Raw genomic sequence first — 18,831 nt, forward strand, 5'->3', positions numbered from 1 at the left:
GGGCAGCAATGCCCCTTTTTTCATTGTTATAAATTTGTAATAAAACCTTCTTACACTGCTCACTTCTGATAACAATACCGACAGGAAGCCATGATGAGCAGACCTCTTAAGCCGCTGTTTAAACAGGAACACAGCGACGATATCAGTAACCGCAGCGTCAACCCCGTATTTTCCGATGTCGCCAGTGCGTTTTTAAGCCGCCGCCGTTTTTTACAAATGGGCGTCGTGGCCGGTGCGGCGGTGTCTTTTCCCGCGCTGATGAAGTCGCCAGCGGCCTGGGCGGTGGAAACCGCGATGGCTCGCCCGTCCGCACTGGGTTTCACCAGCATTGCGGTTTCTACGGATGATACCGTGCGCGTACCGGAAGGCTACGTGGCGCGTCCGTTCTATCGCTGGGGCGATGCGGTGGGCTTAAAAGGTAACCTGCCGGAATTTAAAACCGATGGCAGTAACACTACCGACGAACAGGCCGCGCAGGCGGGCATGCATCACGACGGTATGGCCTGGTTTAGCCTGCCGCTGGGCGGTAACGATCCGCACCACGGGCTGCTGGCGATGAACCATGAATACATCGACAACGGGCTGTTGTTTAAAGACGGCGTGGCTAACTGGAACCTCGATAAAGTCCGCAAAGGACAGAACGCGATGGGGATTTCGGTCATTGAAGTGAAAAAAGAGGGCGACAGCTGGACCGTGGTCCGCCCGTCGGAATTTGCGCGCCGCATCACCGTTAATACGCCGATGAAACTCACCGGCCCGGCGAAACATCATGCGCTGATGAAAACCGACGCCGATCCGCAGGGAGAAACGGTGCTCGGCACGATGCAGAACTGCGCCAACGGCCATACGCCGTGGGGCACCTATCTGACCTGTGAAGAAAACTGGTCGGATATTTTCGTCAAAAAAGCCGCGCCGAACGCGCTGGAAAAACGCTACGGTATCAGCGACAGCGATGAATCCTACCGCTGGAACGAGGCCGATGCGCGCTTTAGCGTCGACGCTACGCCAAATGAACCCAACCGTTTCGGCTGGGTTGTGGAAATCGATCCCTATCATCCGCAGTCCACCCCGCGTAAACACACCGCGCTGGGCCGCTTCAAACACGAAGGCGCGGCCATTACGCTGGCGGCCGACAAGCGCGTGGTCGCCTATATGGGCGATGACCAGAAATTCGAGTACATCTATAAATTCGTCTCCGCCAATAAATACGACGCCAGCCAGCGCGATGCCGCCATGAATTTGCTCTCTGAAGGCACGCTGTACGTGGCGAAATTCAACGAAGACGGCAGCGGAAGCTGGTTGCCGCTGGTGTATGGCCAGGGCGGGCTGGATGAGAGCAACGGCTTCGCCAGCCAGGGCGAACTGCTGATCAAAACGCGTCTCGCCGCCGATGTGGTAGGTGCCACCAAAATGGACCGCCCGGAGTGGATTGCGGTGGATCCGCACGCTGCCGGCAGCGTTTACTGTACCCTGACCAACAACAGCGATCGCGGCAAAGAGGGCAAAGCGCCGGTCGATGCCGCCAACCCGCGCGCCAGTAACGTCTACGGGCATATCATGCACTGGACCGAAGAGAGCAGCGACCCGGCCTCTACCGCGTTCAAATGGGATATCCTGGTGATGGGCGGCAAGCCAGACAGCGCCGACGAAAAGGCGAAAGGCTCGATGAAAGGGGCGGAATTTGGTAGCCCGGACGGCCTGTCGTTCGACCATCGCGGCGTACTGTGGATCCAGACCGACGTCTCATCCAGTACTATCAACAAAAAAGCCTACGAGGGAATGGGTAACAACCAGATGCTCGCCACCGTGCCTGGCACCAATGAGTATCGCCGCTTCCTCACCGGGCCGCGCGGCTGCGAGATCACCGGCATCGCCTTTGCGCCAGATAACCGCACGCTGTTTATCAATATCCAGCACCCCGGCGAGCCTGGCGATGATATCAGCGACCCGGCTAACCCGACCGCCGTGTCCACCTGGCCTGACGGCGATAAAAATAGCCGCCCACGCTCATCTACCGTGGTAATTGTTAAAGCCGACGGCGGAATTATCGGCAGTTAACCTCTCCGGCCTCCTTTGGGAGGCCGTTTTCTTTTGCGCTGTAACCCCCTCTTTTTGCTATTGATCGCGTGAATGTGCTGTCGTCTGCGTTAGGGTTTGGGCTATGCTCAGTAAAAGTCTGCCCGCGCTCAGCGTTTCCTGCTTAGAGGAGGACGTCGCCAGTGACCACTGCCATTATTATCGACGATCATCCTCTGGCGCGTATGGCGATCCGCGGCGTGCTGGAGGCCCATCACATCACCGTAACCCACGAATTTGAAGACGGCGCGGTGGCGTTAAAAGCCCTGCGACACGCGCCTGCGGAAATCATCATTATTGATGTCGATATTCCCGGCGTTAACGGCATCGAACTGATCGAGAAATTACGTAAAGACCAGTATCGGGGCATTGTGATTGTGGTGTCGGCGAAAAACGACCGCTATTACAGCCGACGCAGCGCAGAGGCGGGAGCCCACGCCTTTATCAGTAAGAAAGAAGAAATGACTACTATTATGGCGGCGATCCGGGCAGCGCAAAATGGCTATAGTTATTTCCCTATCGTGCTGGATGATTTTACCGGTGTGCCGCCGGGGGATCGGGAGAAACTCGAATTACTCTCCACCCAGGAAATGAAAGTAATGCGCTATATGCTGGAGGGCTTCGACAACAATAAAATCGGCGAGCAGATGCATATTAGCGGCAAAACTGTCAGCACCTATAAAAGCCGGTTGATGGAAAAGCTGGGATGCAAAACGCTTATCGAGCTACTGGCTTTTGCCAGCCAGAATAAGCTGATCTGACCCATGAAAAGCCTGCTGATTATTCTGTTCGTTCTGTTATCAGCGCTACTTACCCCGGCGCGGGCGCAAACGCCTGGCGCAGAAAAACTCGATCTCTCTGGCTTTAATCCATTACAACCCGTTCAGCTTTATCTCACCGATGAACAAAATCGCTGGCTGCGGCAGAAAAAAACCTTACGGGTGGCCATCTTCCCACCGGATATTCCGCCGCTGGTGTTGAATACCGTGTCGGGCCGCTATCGGGGAATGAATGCCGATTATCTGGCGCTGATGCAGCGCTCGCTGAATACTAATCTCGAAGTCTGGCGTTACCAGAATGAAGCCCAGGCGATGGCCGCCCTGAAGCAGAATAATGTCGATTTGCTGCTTACCGGCTTACAGTATCAGCCCGAACCGCCTGTGGACGTGGTGCTTTCCGCGCCGGTGATCGCCTCCTGGCCCGCGCTGGTGACGACGCTCTCTAACGTGATGGAGCCCCTGCGCAGCGAGAAGTCCGTCACCGTCGCCACCGTGGGCGACTATCCGCCCCCGGCATGGATTAAACAGTCATTTCCCAATGCGCAAATTCATCATTATGCCAGCTACCATGCGGCGCTCTCCTCGGTGGCGGAAGGGAAGAACAGCTATTTTATCGGCGACAGTTTGCCGGGCAGCGCGATTATTTCACAGGAATTTGCCCTGGCGCTGACCACAGTTAAATACTGGGGCGACGAGCAGAAAAGAAGCCATTTCCTGATTGCCCCGTCGCAGGAGCTGTTACGGCAAATCGTTAATAGCTTTCTCGGATCTATTGACGAACATCTCCATAATCAAATAACCCAGTCGTGGATAGAAAAAGGCAACCTGACCTTTGCACTGGATAAGCTGGAATTAACCAACCGCGAAAGACAGTGGCTCAGCCAACATAAAACGCTGCGCATTATCGTGAACCCTTATTTCGCGCCCTATACCCTGTTGGACAGCAATCTGGAAACCCGTGGAATTATCGGCGACATCCTGAATTTAATCAGCCTGCAAACCGGTCTGAAATTTGAAACCATCGTCGCGAAATCTAACGATGAAATGCTGGAAGCGATGGGCAAAGGCAACTGGCATTTAATGCAGACCGCGACCTGGGACGTAAACCGCATCAATAATTTGTCCTATACCCATCCTTTTATTACTACACCCAACGTCATCGTGATGAAAAACGGTCAGCCGCAGGCAATTGCGCTACGGTCGGGAATGACCGTCGCCATCGCCTCGCTACACAATCTGATCCCGGTACTGAACAGCAAATATCCAGGCATTGCCTGGCGGCAGGTGGATAACGCCAGCGTAGCGCTGAATCTGGTGGCGAATGGCGACGTGGACGCGGCGATTTCTAACCAGTTAACCGCGCGCTACTTCAGCGAGCACTATTATCCCGACCAACTGGCCTTTACGCCGTTGCCCGACGAACCGCCGTCGGCGATTGGCTTTGCCATGCCGCGTTCGGAACCCGAGCTGCGGCAAATCCTTGATAAAGCACTGGATAACATTCCACAAAAAGAGATCCTGCAAATTGTCGGTAAATGGGTGCGCTTACCGGACGTCACCATCGACACCTGGGAGTTGTATAACAAACCGTTTTATCTGGTTGCAGTGCTGGCGGGGCTGCTGGTGCTCAGCAGCCTGATCTGGGGGCTGTATCTGCTGTCGGAAATCCGCAAAAGAAAGCGGGCGCAGTACCAGATGGAGCAAGAAAAAGATAACGCCCTGCGGGCCAATAAAGAGAAGCGCGTTTTTCTGGCTCGCATGAGCCATGAAATCCGCACCCCGGTGAGCGCCATCATGGGTTTTCTTGAGCTACTGCACCGCTCCAGGGAGATCCGCGCCGAACATGATAAAACCGCCGTTGACCGGGCATGGCAGGCGGCGCAGTCACTGATGATGTTGATTGGCAACGTGCTGGACCTGGAGAAAATCGAATCCGGCAAAGTTGAACTTACTCCCCGCTGGGTGGATATCAACGCGCTGCTGGCGGAGGTCGTGCAACTGTTCAGCGGATTAGCGGCACAAAAATCGCTGCAACTGCGGGTAAATAGCTCGCTGGAAGATGTCCGGCTGTGGCTGGACCCGCAGCCGCTGCGCCAGGCGCTGACCAATCTTGTTGGCAACGCCGTCAAATTTACCGCCCTGGGCAGTGTGACCGTCGCGGCCCAGACGCAGCGGGTGGATGATAAACAGGTCGAACTGATTATTAACGTGAGCGATACCGGGCCGGGTATTTCCGCTGAGCAGCAGAGCCGCTTGTTTACGCCGTTCAGCCAGACCGACGCGGGCCGCGCCCAGACCGGTTCCGGCCTGGGGCTGGCAATCAGCAAAGAGCTGCTGGCGCAAATGGGCGGCACGCTGGCGCTGCAAAGCGAGCCAGGGCAGGGCGCGACGTTCACCCTGGCCTTAACGGCCGCCAGTCAGCGCAGCCGGGGGCAACGCGCCACGGAGACGCCCACGCAGCCGGATGCCCTGTCGCCACATCTGGCGATATTGATTGCCGACGACCATTCCACTAACCGCCTGCTGCTAAAGGAACAATTGCACGCGCTTGGGCAGCGGGCCGATGAAGCCAGCGACGGCCTCCAGGCGCTGAAGGCGCTCAAGCAGCGCCAGTACGACCTGCTGATCACTGACATCAATATGCCTGAAATGGATGGCATCGCGCTCGCCCAGGCGTTACGCGCCGCCGGGCAAAACCTGGTGATATGGGGGCTGACGGCGTCGGCGCAGGAGGAGGAGCAGCAGCGTTGCCTGGCGGCAGGCATGAATGCCTGCTTGTTCAAGCCGCTGAACTTATCGCAACTGCACGCCATGCTTTCAACCCTGGCATTGCCGGAAAAGCCGGTTCTCGACGTGGAAAAACTGTCGCGGCTGACCATGAACAATAAGGCCTTGATGTTAAACGCGCTGGAAGACGCGCAGCGGGAAAATCGCCGCGATCTGTTGGCGGCGAAAGCGGCGGCTGTGCAGGGCGACTGGGTCGCAGTGCGGCATCATCTTCATCGGCTTAACGGCACCGCGCAGCTATTGGGCGCAGTCCGGTTACACGATCTGGCCGCACGGCTGGAACAGGACCTGGTAGATAATAAAAATAGCCACGGGATGGTAGCGAACCTGCTACATATGGACGCGTTGCTGGATGAGCTGGATAACGAGGCGCAGCTTATAAATAGCGATAATAATTAATCCGCCTATTGCTGTCCCTTAAGAAACGGCTTACACCTGTAGGGATTGGCCCGCATAACAATAAGCAAGCGCCGATGTTGCTAAATACCACCGCCTGTATAATTCATTTCACGTCGCGGGGAATATATTCCCAAACGTGTCCTGGAATATTTCCTAAGAAAATTCCATTTTTAACAAATTAACAAGTTTGAGCTATCGAAGCGGAGAAATGAGAAAGAAAAATCGATAATAAAATACACCCTGAAACTTATTATTCCAGGTTTTTATTCTGATTAATTTATTTTCAACGGCGATATTCAGATTATCTCTCTGTATTTGTTGCTTTGCGTGAATTAAACGATCGTTTTGATCTCAATCCGGGAATCACTAATTTTTTGCGGGTGATCTCCCTGGGGAATATAAGGTAAATTTTAAATAGAGAATGCAGATGTTGAACATTGAGTTTTCGAAAGGGGATAAAACTAACAGGGATTTCTATGCGGCTGTCACCTTCTATCATTTCAAATGACCACTTTTTCAAGGTGGGTATTTGTACTTTACTTTCGCCAGAGCTTATTGACGACAATTTTATCCTTGTCGATATGGATACGGTACACACCGCAAAAGTAAAAAAACTCGACACCGGCGGCAAACAGCTGGTCGCGTTTATCTCAAATGATATTGATTATTATGCACTGCAACCCATAGGTAACGTTTTATTTATTAACAGAAAGCGTAAGGTCAATGAGATCCTCTCTTTTCTGGTCGCTAACGACATGAGGTATCACTACCAAATTAAATTTGCGCTTTCACAACGGGAATACCAAATCCTGGATTATATGCACAAAGGATACAACGCAGACGAAATCGCCTCGTTGATGGGATTAAAGCTTAAAACGTTTTACGCCCATCGCCGGAATATGGTGTTGAAACTCCGCGTCGGCAATCGTATTTCGCTGTACCGAAATATTGCGCGGCTGGAAAACGCCTGTTCAGAGCAGGTTTTATAGCCGCACAATCCACTCCTTTATTTAAAGGAGAACAAGCATCGCAGGATGACCTTTTTTAATATGTGTTATCTGCATGCTATTTATTATGTTTACTCTTAACTGGATTTTAAAATGAAAAAGATCGCTCTTATTTCTGCGCTGGTCGCGTGCTCTGTTGTGTCTGGCACACAGGCCGCCGACGGTACCATTAACTTTACCGGTACGATTACCGACCAGGCCTGTACGGTTGATGTGAACTCCGCGACCCAAACCGTCCCGATGGGGACGATTTCCAATACGGCGTTTGGCACCACCTCAGGCGTCACGGCAGGGGCCAAAACCTTTGATATTGTGCTTCAGAGCTGCCCGGAGTCTGTCACCAGCGCTAGCGTGCGCTTTGACGGCACCACCCATGCTGAAAACAGCGCGATCCTGGCGCTGAGCAGCGGGCAAACCGCCAGCCACGTGGGTATCGCCCTGTACGAAAAAGACAGCGCGACGCTGATCCCGGTCGGCACCTCTTCTGCAAGCGTGGCGCTGGCATCGGAAGGGACCAATACCCTGAGCTATATCGCGAAATATATGTCGACCTCGGCTTCCGTTGGCGCGGGCTCTGCTAACTCATCCACGGCATTCACCATTACCTATCAGTAACGATTATGCAGGGTGGTCACTCGCCCTGTTATTAAAAAGGCAATATTGATGAAAAGCTTAAAAGCGACGCTGCTGACGGCGGCATTATTTTCCACCAGCGCATTTAGCGGCGTGGAAATTGGCGGGACCCGCCTTATTTACGATGGTAACAAAAACCAGGCTGCTATCAGCGTAAATAACCCGGACAACAGACCTTATCTGATCCAGGCATGGGTGAATAAAAACGAAAATACGGATGATAACGACGATACGTTTATTACCACGCCGCCGTTATTCCGTCTCGATCCGCAGAAACAAAATTCGGTGCGGGTGGTATTAAGCGGTAAGCCGCCCGCCACGGATAAAGAGACGGTGTACTGGTTAAATATTAAATCGATTCCTGCGTCAACACCGGATGCGAAGAATGAATTAATGATCGCCGTGAAAAGTAAAATGAAACTGATTTACCGGCCCGCCGGAATTAAAGGCGACCCGACAACGGCGTATCAGCAACTGCAATTTAGCCAACGCGCAGGGAAACTGGTGGTGAAAAACCCTACGCCGTTTAGCGTCTCATTGCATGAGGTAAAAATAAACGGCAAGGCGATATCCAGAGCACCCATGGTGTTACCCCAGCAGGAAATGACGTTGCCAAATAATGTTTCTCGGGGACAGCAGATTGACTGGCAGGCAATCAATGACTTCGGAGGGATTACCGCTCCAGTAAAAGTACAACTATAGGTTAAATATAAAACGTGTCGCATTTACTTTCTGTTCGTCAAACCGGTTTTCCATTACGCGTATTAAGCGTTGTTATTTTTGGCGCGCTTCAGGCTTCTGCGGCACATGCCGGGGATTATTTCTCACCGGATCTGATTGAGATGCGCGGCAATATGGCGCGCGATATTGATATTTCGCGATTCAGCCAGACGGGCGGCCAGTCGCCAGGCCGTTGGCAGGTCACAGTAATGCTCAATAGCCAGCAGGTTGACGAGCGGGAAGTGCGCTTTGAACTGGTGGATGACGCGCTGAGCCCGGTTTTAACCAAAGCGGATCTCCTGCGCTGGGGCGTAGAGGCGAATGCACTGCCAGAATTCATGGCGATGCAGGACGATGAGCAAATCGACGCGATTTCATCGCTGTTGCCGGGCAGCGTTGCCCGCCTCGACTTTGACGCACAGCGGCTGGAGATTTCTATCCCGCAGCAGTATATGCAGCGTAACCCGCAGGGCGCGGTCCCCGCATCTGAATGGGATGACGGCCTCAATATGCTTTTTTTAAACTACAGCTATTCAGGCGCGACGGGCAGTAATGAAAACGGCAGTACCCACAGCCAGTACGCTAACCTGCGCAGCGGCATTAACCTCGGACCGTGGCGGTTGCGTAATTATTCTACCTGGAATGACGGCGATCGGGGGACCCAGTGGAACAGCATCAGTACCTCGTTACAGCGGGATATTAAAGCACTGCGCAGCCAGTTCGCCATTGGCGACAGCTACACCTCATCGGACGTATTCGACAGCTTCGGCTTTCGCGGCGTTCAGCTCTATTCCGATGACGCCATGCTGCCCGAAAGCCAGCGCGGATTCGCGCCGGTTATTCGCGGCATCGCGCAAAGCAATGCGCAGGTCACTATCCGCCAGAACGGCAATATTATCTGGCAGTCGTATGTGCCGCCGGGGCCGTTTGCCGTTGACGATCTCTACCCGACCTCTAGCAGCGGCGATTTGCAGGTCTCGATCCGCGAAGCAGATGGCACGGTGCGCCAGTTTACTCAGGCGTTTTCAGCGGTGCCGATCATGTTGCGCGAGGGGCAGTTTAAATACGCGATGACGGCGGGCAAATACCGCGCATCGTCTGATAGCGAAAAAGAGCCCAACTTTTTACAACTGACCGGCAGCTACGGTTTGCCCTGGACCACCACGCTGTACGGCGGCGCGATCGCCTCGGAAGACTATTTTTCCGGTGCGCTGGGTGTTGGCAAAAGCTTCGGCGACTGGGGATCGTTGTCCTTTGACGCCACCTGGGCGCACAGCCAACTGCCGGTTGGGAATAAAGACGACGGCGTTTCCCTACGGGCGCAATATTCCAAAGATATCGCCTGGAGCGGCACCCACTTTACCTTGATGGGCTATCGCTATTCGACCGAGGGCTTTCATGATTTTGCCGAAGCGAATGGTGAGCAGCACTGGCAACACCGGCAAAATAAACGCAGCAAGGCCCAGATCGATATTAACCAGCAGATCGGCGACTGGGGGAATATCAACCTTTCGCTTTATCAGCAGGCGTACTGGGGCGGCGATAAAGAGCAGACGGTGAATTTTGGCTACAACACCAGTATCAACGCGATTAATTACGGGCTGAATTACAGCTATTCCCGTCAGCCGTGGTATGGCAATGGCGATCACGTGGTGTCGTTCAACGTTCAAGTGCCGCTGTCGCGCTTCCTGCCGAACAGCTGGCTGAATATGTCGGCCAGCAGCAATAAGAAAGGCGATGTGGCGTCCAGCGCGGGCCTTTCCGGCGTGGCGCTGGCGGACAACAACCTGAGCTGGAACGTCCAGCAGGGGTATGACAGCCGTGGCGGTAAGGTCTCCGGCAGCGCGTCGGCGGATTACAAAGCCTCATTCGGCGAATACCAACTGGGCTACAACGCTTCGCGTCATCAACATCAGACGACTGTCGGGGCGATGGGCGGCGTGGTGGTTCACCCGTATGGCGTGTCGCTGTCCCAACCGCTGGGCGAAACCCTGGCGCTGGTCAAAGCGGATGACGCCAGCAAAGTGAAAGTCACCAACAACACCGGGATTTACACCGACAGCAAAGGCTTTGCGGTGATCCCCAGCGTTACGCCGTACCGTCGCAATAACCTGACGCTGGATAGCGCGTCGCTGAATAGCCAGACCGACATTTTAAATGACACCAGCACGGTGGTGCCGACCAAAGGCGCGCTGGCGCTGGCGGCATACCCGACAGTCACTGGTTATAAAGCCATGTTCCATCTCCAGGGGGCGAACATTCCCTTTGGGGCGACGGCCAGCGTGAAAAACGGTAGCGTCACCACGGAAAGCATCGTTGATGACCGCCAGCGGATCTGGCTCTCCGGCGTACCGGAAAAGGGCACCATCGCCGTGCGCTGGGAAAACGGTCACTGCCAGGCGGCATACCAGATTAACAATCCATCCGATGGCCAGGCCACGGTAACGGCACAGTGCCGCTGATTTGGAGAGAGTTATGCGTTTATTTTTATGGGGCGTGCTGCTGTGGCCGCTGTGCTTTTTTTCATCAGTGGCCAGCGCCTGGGATTGTGACAACCTGTCAACCTCGGCAACGGCTCCTGCGCCCGCACCGTCGATCACTATCCCGAGAAGTTTACCGGTGGGAGCGGTGATTGGCACCCAGGTCTCGACGGGCGTGATTAATGCTTTTAACTGCTATAACACGCCGAGCGGCGTCATCTCGAATCAGAACCTGGGCGTAGAGTCTTACGGCGAATATGTGATGATGATCGACGGGCGGCGCGTCTATAAAACCAATATCGAAGGGGTTGGTTACGCCATTGGCGGCACCGCCTCGTCGGAATGCAACGTGACGGCCTGGGTGTCAGGTAGCGGGACCATTCGTAACCGGGTTGATACGGTATCGCTGTGCGCCAATCAGCAAGGCATGTTTGCCGTGCAACCGATCAAAGGCCAGGTCTTTATTACTTACTATAAAACGGCCACGGTGACGGGGTCAGGGACGGTGGCGGCTAAACAGGCCGGGGCGTTGGTATTACTCAACAACAGCCTGCTGTGGCAAGATCCGCCGATTGTGGTCACCTCCAGCGCGTTTAACATCACCACGCTGGGCTGTACGGTGGACAAACCGATTATTTCAGTACCAATGGGCGATGTGCCGGGTAATGCGTTCCACGGGCAGGGCACCTGGCCGGGCGACATCCGCACACAAACTTTTAACCTGCCGCTGACCTGCTTTGCTGGCACTAAAGTCGAGATGCAGATTGACGGCAACGTTAACGACGCCACCAACGGCGTGTTGAACCTCAGCAGTTCTGGGGAAGGCAGCGCCAAAGGCGTCGGCGTGCAGGTGCTGTATAACAACGCGCCGTTACAGCTTGCCGCGCCGATTGCCACCGGCACCGCCAGCATTAACGGAAGCTATACCATTCCTTTGAAGGCGCGCTATTACCAGACCGGGCCGAAAGTCACGGGTGGAACGGCAAACGCTACGGCGACCTTTACCCTGACCTATGACTGATTATCAGTGAAAGCCCCGTGATGCGGGGCTTGTTGTTTGTTAATCAAATACGCCGTTGATGATTGCGGTCACTACGGCGGTGCTCAGCGCGATCAGCACCAAGTCATCGCCGACAATCCGCCATTCATAGCCGGGGTAGTACGGCAGGCTGTCGCGCATCGAGAGCGGGACAGCTTTTTTGGCAATGCCCGGAGGCAGCGGCTTGCCGCGGGCTAAATTCTTCGCGATGCCGGGAGGCAGCGAGTCATAGCCGGTCAGGCCGTAATTCACCGCCATCTGGCGGGCCGTATTAAAGCTGATATCGGCTTCAACGTGATCGGGCTTTCCGTAGTTTTTACGTTTATCCGGCGCGCCTTTGTCGGATGAATTGCCGTTCATTTTTTGGCTGTTGCCACGGTTATCGCTGTTGCCTTTATTGCCGTGGTTACCGCCGCTGTTGCCATTACCGCCTCCATTCCCGTTGCCCGGATTCGCCATCACTGGCGCGGCGAGCAGTGAGAAGGAAATAAAAGTCGCTAAAGCGAGACGTAAACGACGATGACTGGACATGATGTGTTCCTTCTAAGTGCGGGTGCCTTTTGAAATTATTACCGCTGCGGTTAAAAGGCAATTTCGTCAATTCCTGGATTTACACGCCCCCTGCGCTCATCCATACCGGTAAAAGGGCATTTTGAAAGAGAGATCACAAATTACGCATCCTTGCGTTGTTTTTAACCAACGGCTTGAACATCATGCTTTCTCGAAGCAGCAACCTAAAGAGGGCATAAAATGGACCAGCTATTTATCGGTGTGGATGTGGGATCGGCAAGCGTCAGGGCGGGCATTTACACGCCGCAAGGCGAACGCCTGTCTTTTGCCGTTCGTCCTGTTCATCAGTTTCATCCTGCCGTTAATTATGTGGAACAGTCCTCAACGGATATCTGGCAACAGGTGTGCGTGGTGGTGCGTGAAGCCGTGAACCTCGCGAAAGTCGACCCGGCACGCATCGCCTCTATCGGTTTTGACGCCACGTGTTCGCTGGTGGCGGTAGGGCAGCACGGCGAACCGGTATCCGTGGCGCAGGGCGGCGAAAGCCAGCGCGACATCATCATGTGGATGGATCACCGGGCAGGGGAAGAAACCCAGCGTATTAACGCCACTCAGGATCCGGCGCTTGAGTATGTGGGCGGCAGCGTCAGCATTGAAATGGAACTGCCGAAGATCCTGTGGCTGAAAAACCATTTTCCTGAGCGCTATCGCAGCGTGTGGCGCTTCTTCGATCTGGCCGACTACCTCGCCTGGCGCGCCAGCGGCGTCGATGCGGCAAGTATTTGTACACTCACCTGTAAATGGAATTACCTCGCGCATGAATCACGCTTTAGCCAAACCCTGCTGGATACCATAGCGCTGGATGACGTAACGGCAAAAATCCCTGGCCGTATCGCCAATATTGGCGAGGCGCTCGGAACCTTGCAGTCTGAAGCCGTACAGCAACTCGGCTTGACGGAGCGGGTGGTCGTCTCCAGCGGCATGATCGACGCCCACGCAGGCGGGCTGGCACTGGTGGCGGAGAACCCGCAGCAAAACCTTGCGCTGATTAGCGGTACCTCTAACTGCCATATGATTATCAGCCCGCAGCCGACATTTATTCCCGGCGTGTGGGGGCCCTATTTTGGCGCGATGTACCCAAACTGGTGGCTTAACGAAGGCGGACAAAGCGCGGCGGGCGCGCTGGTGGAATGGACGCTCCAGCAGAGCGAACACTGGCGCGGGCTAACGGATGAAGCCGCCGCGTCAGGCTGTAGCCCCTATGCGCTGCTTAATCAGCGCGTAGAATCTCTCGAAGCGGAAGAAGCCAGTCCCACCCGGGATTTACACGTGCTCGGCGATCACCACGGCAACCGTTCGCCCCGTGCCGATGCGCAGGCAAAAGGTATGGTGGCTGGCCTGACGCTGGAAAGCGGCCCGCAACAGCTTACCCGGCTTTACCTCGCTACTTTGCAGGCCATCGCCTACGGAACACGCCATATTATCGATACTCTGGAAGCTCACGGACAGAAAATCGACACCATTACGCTGTGCGGTGGAGCCAGTAAAAACCCGCTGTGGCTGCGTGAATATGCCGACGCCACCGGGCGCGCTATCCACCTGGTCGCGGAGGAAGACGCCGTGACGTTGGGTGCAGCGCTGACTGGCGCAGTGGCCTGCGGGGCGTTCTCCGATCTCAGCGCCGCCGCGCGCAGTATGGTTAAGCGCGATCGCACCATTGCGCCAAACCCGGATAAATGGGCGTTCCACGACGCGAAATATCAGGTCTATTTGCAGATGTATCAGGATCAGCAGCGTTACCACGCACTGATGGCGACGCCGCGTACCTGACATGTGCCTACGCCGCCAATGGGCGGCTTTTTTCATCGCATAAGGAAGGCACACTAATGGCAAAAACAGTTGAGGAAATCGCGAGGGATTTAAACGTTTCCATTACCACGGTGCGCGCTGTACTGAACGGGAATGCCAAAAAGTATCGCATCAGCCTGAAAACTCAGGACAAGATCAACGAGTATGTGCAGAAGCACAGCTACACCATTAACCTGACCGCCCGTAGCCTGAAGCTTAATAAAACCGAGGTTTTTGGCCTGGTCATCCCACGTCTTTCCAACCCTTTTTTCTCCGCGCTGGCAGAACAACTGGAAGCCGCGTGCCGTGAGTCAGGCTATCAACTGATGATTAGCTGCACCAATGGCGAGCCGCACTATGAAAATCAACTGGTGAAGTCGCTTGAAGAACGTAACGTTGATGGCATTTTTGTGGTTTCTGCGGATGCCGCCTGCCAGGCGCATCACCTGAAGCACTGTAAAAAACCGTTGGTTTTTCTCGACCGGGATTTTGGTGTTCAGCATGCGGTGTGCGTCACCACGGATAACAGCGACAGCGGATATCAACTGACAAAAGCCATGCTGAAATACCTCCGCAGACCGCTGCATTTTTTTATTGCCGACCCGACATCCCCGACGATTATCGACCGTCTTAGCGGGTTTAAGCGCGCCACGGAGGAGCTGGGGATGACGGTTTCTCCCTCGGATATGACCAGCGCGGCGCACAACCGCATCAGTGATGGCGCAGATCTTATGGTGCAGTACATCGATCGTCATGGCCGCTGGCCGCAGAATTTTATCGCGTCATCGCTACCGATACTGCAAGGCGCGCTCAGCGTACTGCGTGAACGCTGTGGCTTTATTCCCGGCGATATCAACATCGGCACCTTCGATGACAACATCATGCTGGGGTTTCTGGCGAATAATCTCTGGTCGATGCGTCAGGATGAGAAAAAACTCACGGCAAAGGCCTGCCAGTTGATGATGTCGGCGCTGGAAGGAGAGGCGGTGGATCAAGGGGGGACAGAGAAAGCGGAACTGGTGTTCAGGGGGCGATTGCAGGGGTGAATAATGAGGATAGGCAGAATATGAAAAAGCCCGTAAGTTGTTATAACTTACGGGCTTTTCAGTGTTGCTTTAGAACCAAATTTGGTGGCTGGCGGAGTCTGAATAAATTCATCAACATTTTGTTTTTATTGTAATTTAATCAATTCAACTTTCATTGGTATACCTAAACGTATACCAATGGCGATTTGTTGCAGGGTTTTCTGTAGTTAAGAAAACTTGTTTTTTGAATAGATCTCATTAAGAAAAAAGATTTTTTGCATTTAACTGTTCACACTGTTCACCCCGATAATTTATCATTTTATATCATACGGTTAAGTGGTGATGAATTGGTGAAGAGTGAACAGTCAACTCTTCACCTTTCTGATTTTTCTCGTTCTGGATATGACCGGTCAGGTGATGCGCGGCGGAGATAAAAAGTTTTTTTGGGTTTTACTGTTCACACTGTTCACCTTTTAATTTTTATCAATAATTTCATCATGATGCAGGGTGAATATACGGTGAAGGGTGAGCAGTGGATTGTTCACCCTTAGGGGCAGTCAGATACAAAAAGACCGGCTATTGCCGGTCTGAGTGAGGTTATGTTGCTGCGGATTCATCGCACTTCGGCAGCCAGTCGCCGTAGCTTTCCTCTTTCAGCGAAAGGTTAGTCTGTATCCCCTGCTTTGTGTGCCGTTTCTCATAATTCAGGCCGTACTCTTTCAGCATCATTGGCAGCCCCAGCCCGAACATTTTCAGGCTGAGCACATTCCTGTACCCGTTAGCCTCCATATAGGCCAGATACGCGTGATAGAGATATTTACGGTAATTACGCGGGATGATGCTGGCATTCCCCATAAACATCCCGCTCGTCTGCGGGAGCATTTCCAGATAGCCGCAGAAATCAAACGTCGGGTCAGCATCACGCTTGATGCTGAGTGCCTCGTCCGAGTTCTGCTGAGACTGCAACAATGTGCGGGCGCTCATCGGGTCGCTGAACTGCTGCATGAGCTGGCGCACGATAACGGCCAGCTCACGGGCTATTTTATCCTTAAGCTGCGGGTCGCGCTCCTCCGGGGCAATCTGTTCCGGGAAGTGGATAATCACCCGCCGGCGTGACACCCCGCCGCTGCGGTCGGTGAAGCGCATCGGGTTATTGTTGACGGCCAGAATCACCGCCGGAATATGCGTTGAGTACGGGTTCTGATATTTCGGGTCAACCGAGACCGCATCGCCGCCGGTGATAGCCTTAAGCCCGGCACCGTCACCGCTCCATTTTTCCTGGTCTGGCAGACGTATCAGCGAGAAGCCAGTAAGGGAGGCACGCCTGCGGGGGTCTTCCAGCGTGTCGATATCGGCCGACGTGGCGTTATCTTTCCCGGCGAGCAGAGTCGCTATTTCTGCCAGGATACTTTTCCCGCTGCCGCCCGGCCCGGTCACTTCCAGAAAGAGCTGCCAGTCGTAGCGGTTCGCCAGCACCATAAACAGCGCGGCGAGTATCACATCGCGTTTGTCAGCCCGGCCACCGGCGGCACGGTCGAGCCAGCGCCAGAAATGCGGCGCGTGGGTTTCCAGCGTTTCACCCGCCACCGGCGGCGTAAAATCCACGTCGCACAGGGTGCGCATCCAGTGTGATTTGTGGTGCGGGCTGAAAATGCCTGTGCCGGTATCCAGTACGCCGTTTCGAAAGCCAATCAGACGCCGCGCCGGTGCATCCTGCTGCGGAATAATCAGTTTCAGGGTTTCCACCACGGAGGCGATTTTCCCCGACGAGAACGGGGCGCGCAGACGCCGGAACAGTCCGGCCACATCGCGGGCAAATTCTGACGGCGGTATCACCTTCCAGATGCCGTTTTCATACCGGGACAGGAGCTGGCCGTTCGCATCCACGGCCAGCGCTTCGCCGTAGTGCTCAAGCACCCGCATGGCCTTTTCACTGGCGCTCATGGCGGTAAATTCCGCCTCGCTCATGGTGTCGAACGGGCTTTGCGCCGCCGGGCGGATGGCATCATAAATCGCCCGGCGCGTGGCCTCCTCGCCCTGCCGGACATACGCATCATTCCAGTCACCGAACACCGGCGGCAGGGCGACAGTGCCGTCACAGGCTTCTGCGGCCGCTGCGGCTTTCGTCTGGCCGTCGCCGTTCAGGTCACGGTCGGCGGCAAGGACAATCTGACAGGCCGGGTACTTCTGACGGGCAAGGCTCGCCAGAGAAAGAAGGTTCACGGAGGACAGCGCCACCATCACGGTCTCGCCGGTCAGGTGATGCACGGTGAGCGCGGTCGCATAACCCTCCGCAATCCACAGGCGTTTTCCGGCCTGTTTTTTCCCTTCAAGGGTATGGCAGCACCCTTTCACCGCGCCGCCTTTCAGGGTGCGTTTAATGCCGTCTGCATTGATGAGCTGGAGATTAACCAGTACCCCGTTTTCGTCATACAGTGGCACGGCCAGCTCACCGGCGCAGTAGGTCACGCCGCCGGTTTTATGGGTGGCTGTCAGCATGACACACTCATGGCCGGGCAGGCCCTTGCGGGTCAGGTAGGCGTTACCGGTGGCCGTGCGTGTTTTCTTCATGAGTTTTGCAGCAAGCGTAACCGCAGCCTTTCGCCCGGCATCGGTTTCCGCTTCTGCGGCCGCAATCATTTCCGGGGCAACCGGCGGCAGGCTGCCGGTCACGGCATTCACCTTTTGGGCCGCCTCAGACGGTTTTACACCGAACACTTTCTCAACCAGTTTCAGGCCGTCCCCCGCGCCGCACTGGTTACAGAGCCACGTCCCGCGCCCTTCCTTATCGTCAAAGCGGAAACGGTCAGAGCCGCCGCACACCGGACAGGCCTGATGGCGGTTTTTAATGACCTTCACGCCCAGCGCCGGGAGAATGCGCGGCCAGTGGCCGCAGGCCTGTTTCACGGTTTCCGTTACGTTCATTTTCATTGTGGTGGTCTCCCTCAGTGCAGTACCGGCGCGGTGATGTGGCGGGCGCATAATTCATCCATCACGGTCAGCCCGAGAAAGGACAATGACGGGGCGGCCTTGAGCGGCCCGGCTTCCATTAAATCTTCCAGCAGGGCACAGGCAATCAGACGGCCCTTTTCCTCGCCGTGCTGGCGCAGGTAGAAGCCCTCCAGCTCGGCGGCAATGGCGCTTTCCAGCGTGTCGAGGGTCAGGTACGGATAGCGTTGCTGACGCGCGCACAGGGTCAGCCAGGCACAGGCCACGGCACGGCGATAAAGCGCGGCGCGCAGTACAGGCGGTAAGGGCTGTTTCATGCGCGTACCTCCTCAGTGAGCCAGCGCCGGTTACAGCGTTCGACCACATCGTCGAGGCGGGCGGTCATGAGATGAATAACCGAGGCGAGCTGTAAATGCTGTTCCGTGTCGTGACCGGTTGTGGTGTCCTGTAACTGCAACATTTCGCCGACGAACTGGCCGACGTTACGCAGGTGTTCAAGGCTCACAAGGTCAGCGTGGGTGATGGTCAGGGTCAGCTCTTTCACGGGCGCACCTCCGCAACCGGCAGGCGACCGGCAAA

At 55.1% G+C, this 18,831-nt stretch carries 14 protein-coding genes; 10 read left to right on the plus strand and 4 right to left on the minus strand.

What is annotated here, in order from left to right; all coding sequences use genetic code 11:
* Positions 1-93: 93 nt before the first annotated feature.
* The 8 genes from RT120_RS14315 (at position 94) to RT120_RS14350 (ending at position 11,902) form a co-directional block, all read left to right on the plus strand.
* Complete coding sequence (locus RT120_RS14315) at positions 94-2,058, plus strand: PhoX family phosphatase (protein ID WP_312983509.1); 1,965 nt, start codon at positions 94-96, stop codon at positions 2,056-2,058.
* A 161-nt stretch (positions 2,059-2,219) separates the two neighbouring features.
* Positions 2,220-2,837, plus strand: coding sequence for an acid-sensing system DNA-binding response regulator EvgA (evgA, locus tag RT120_RS14320; RefSeq protein WP_312983511.1), 618 nt, complete (start codon positions 2,220-2,222; stop codon positions 2,835-2,837).
* 3 nt (positions 2,838-2,840) lie between these two features.
* Positions 2,841-6,041, plus strand: a complete 3,201-nt coding sequence (locus RT120_RS14325) for a response regulator (RefSeq protein ID WP_312983513.1) — start codon at positions 2,841-2,843, stop codon at positions 6,039-6,041.
* Positions 6,042-6,517: 476 nt separating this feature from the next.
* Positions 6,518-7,030, plus strand: coding sequence for a helix-turn-helix transcriptional regulator (locus RT120_RS14330; protein WP_312983515.1), 513 nt, complete (start codon positions 6,518-6,520; stop codon positions 7,028-7,030).
* A gap of 111 nt (positions 7,031-7,141) precedes the next feature.
* A complete protein-coding gene (locus RT120_RS14335) occupies positions 7,142-7,663 on the plus strand; it encodes a fimbrial protein (protein WP_312983516.1) in 522 nt (173 codons plus the stop codon).
* Positions 7,664-7,711: 48 nt separating this feature from the next.
* Complete coding sequence (locus RT120_RS14340) at positions 7,712-8,383, plus strand: molecular chaperone (RefSeq protein ID WP_312983519.1); 672 nt, start codon at positions 7,712-7,714, stop codon at positions 8,381-8,383.
* Positions 8,384-8,397: 14 nt separating this feature from the next.
* Positions 8,398-10,863 (plus strand): fimbria/pilus outer membrane usher protein, encoded by a 2,466-nt coding sequence (locus tag RT120_RS14345; protein WP_312983521.1) that lies wholly within the window; start codon positions 8,398-8,400, stop codon positions 10,861-10,863.
* Positions 10,864-10,876: 13 nt separating this feature from the next.
* Positions 10,877-11,902 carry a fimbrial protein gene (locus RT120_RS14350; RefSeq protein ID WP_312983523.1) on the plus strand — a complete coding sequence of 342 codons (1,026 nt, stop codon included), beginning with the start codon at positions 10,877-10,879 and terminating at the stop codon, positions 11,900-11,902.
* 39 nt (positions 11,903-11,941) lie between these two features.
* Here the strand turns inward: RT120_RS14350 and RT120_RS14355 are convergent, their stop codons facing one another.
* Positions 11,942-12,451, minus strand: a complete 510-nt coding sequence (locus tag RT120_RS14355) for an anti-virulence regulator CigR family protein (RefSeq protein WP_312983525.1) — start codon at positions 12,449-12,451, stop codon at positions 11,942-11,944.
* 219 nt (positions 12,452-12,670) lie between these two features.
* Between RT120_RS14355 and RT120_RS14360 the strand changes: the two genes are divergently transcribed.
* Together RT120_RS14360 and RT120_RS14365 are read left to right on the plus strand one after the other, a co-directional pair.
* Entirely contained in the window at positions 12,671-14,260 is a 1,590-nt protein-coding gene (locus RT120_RS14360; RefSeq protein ID WP_312983527.1) for an FGGY-family carbohydrate kinase, read from the plus strand.
* A gap of 56 nt (positions 14,261-14,316) precedes the next feature.
* The gene (locus tag RT120_RS14365; protein WP_312983529.1) at positions 14,317-15,324 is read left to right on the plus strand and encodes a LacI family DNA-binding transcriptional regulator; all 1,008 of its coding nucleotides are present in this window, start codon (positions 14,317-14,319) and stop codon (positions 15,322-15,324) included.
* Between the two features lie 576 nt (positions 15,325-15,900).
* On the opposite strand, the gene RT120_RS14370 is transcribed toward RT120_RS14365, so the two are convergent.
* Genes RT120_RS14370 through RT120_RS14380 form a run of 3 tightly spaced genes read right to left on the minus strand, consistent with a single transcriptional unit; the run spans position 15,901 to position 18,796 of the window.
* A complete protein-coding gene (locus tag RT120_RS14370) occupies positions 15,901-18,234 on the minus strand; it encodes a primase-helicase zinc-binding domain-containing protein (RefSeq protein ID WP_312983531.1) in 2,334 nt (777 codons plus the stop codon).
* Between the two features lie 14 nt (positions 18,235-18,248).
* Positions 18,249-18,569, minus strand: coding sequence for a DUF5375 domain-containing protein (locus RT120_RS14375; RefSeq protein WP_312983533.1), 321 nt, complete (start codon positions 18,567-18,569; stop codon positions 18,249-18,251).
* Positions 18,566-18,796: a hypothetical protein gene (locus RT120_RS14380; protein WP_312983549.1), complete on the minus strand. Its 231-nt coding sequence runs from the start codon at positions 18,794-18,796 to the stop codon at positions 18,566-18,568. Before RT120_RS14380 ends, RT120_RS14375 begins: the two co-directional genes overlap by 4 nt.
* Positions 18,797-18,831: the final 35 nt, after the last annotated feature.

The sequence above is a fragment of the Atlantibacter sp. genome (genome assembly GCF_032062175.1).
In the GTDB taxonomy this organism is placed as follows: Bacteria; Pseudomonadota; Gammaproteobacteria; order Enterobacterales; family Enterobacteriaceae; genus Atlantibacter.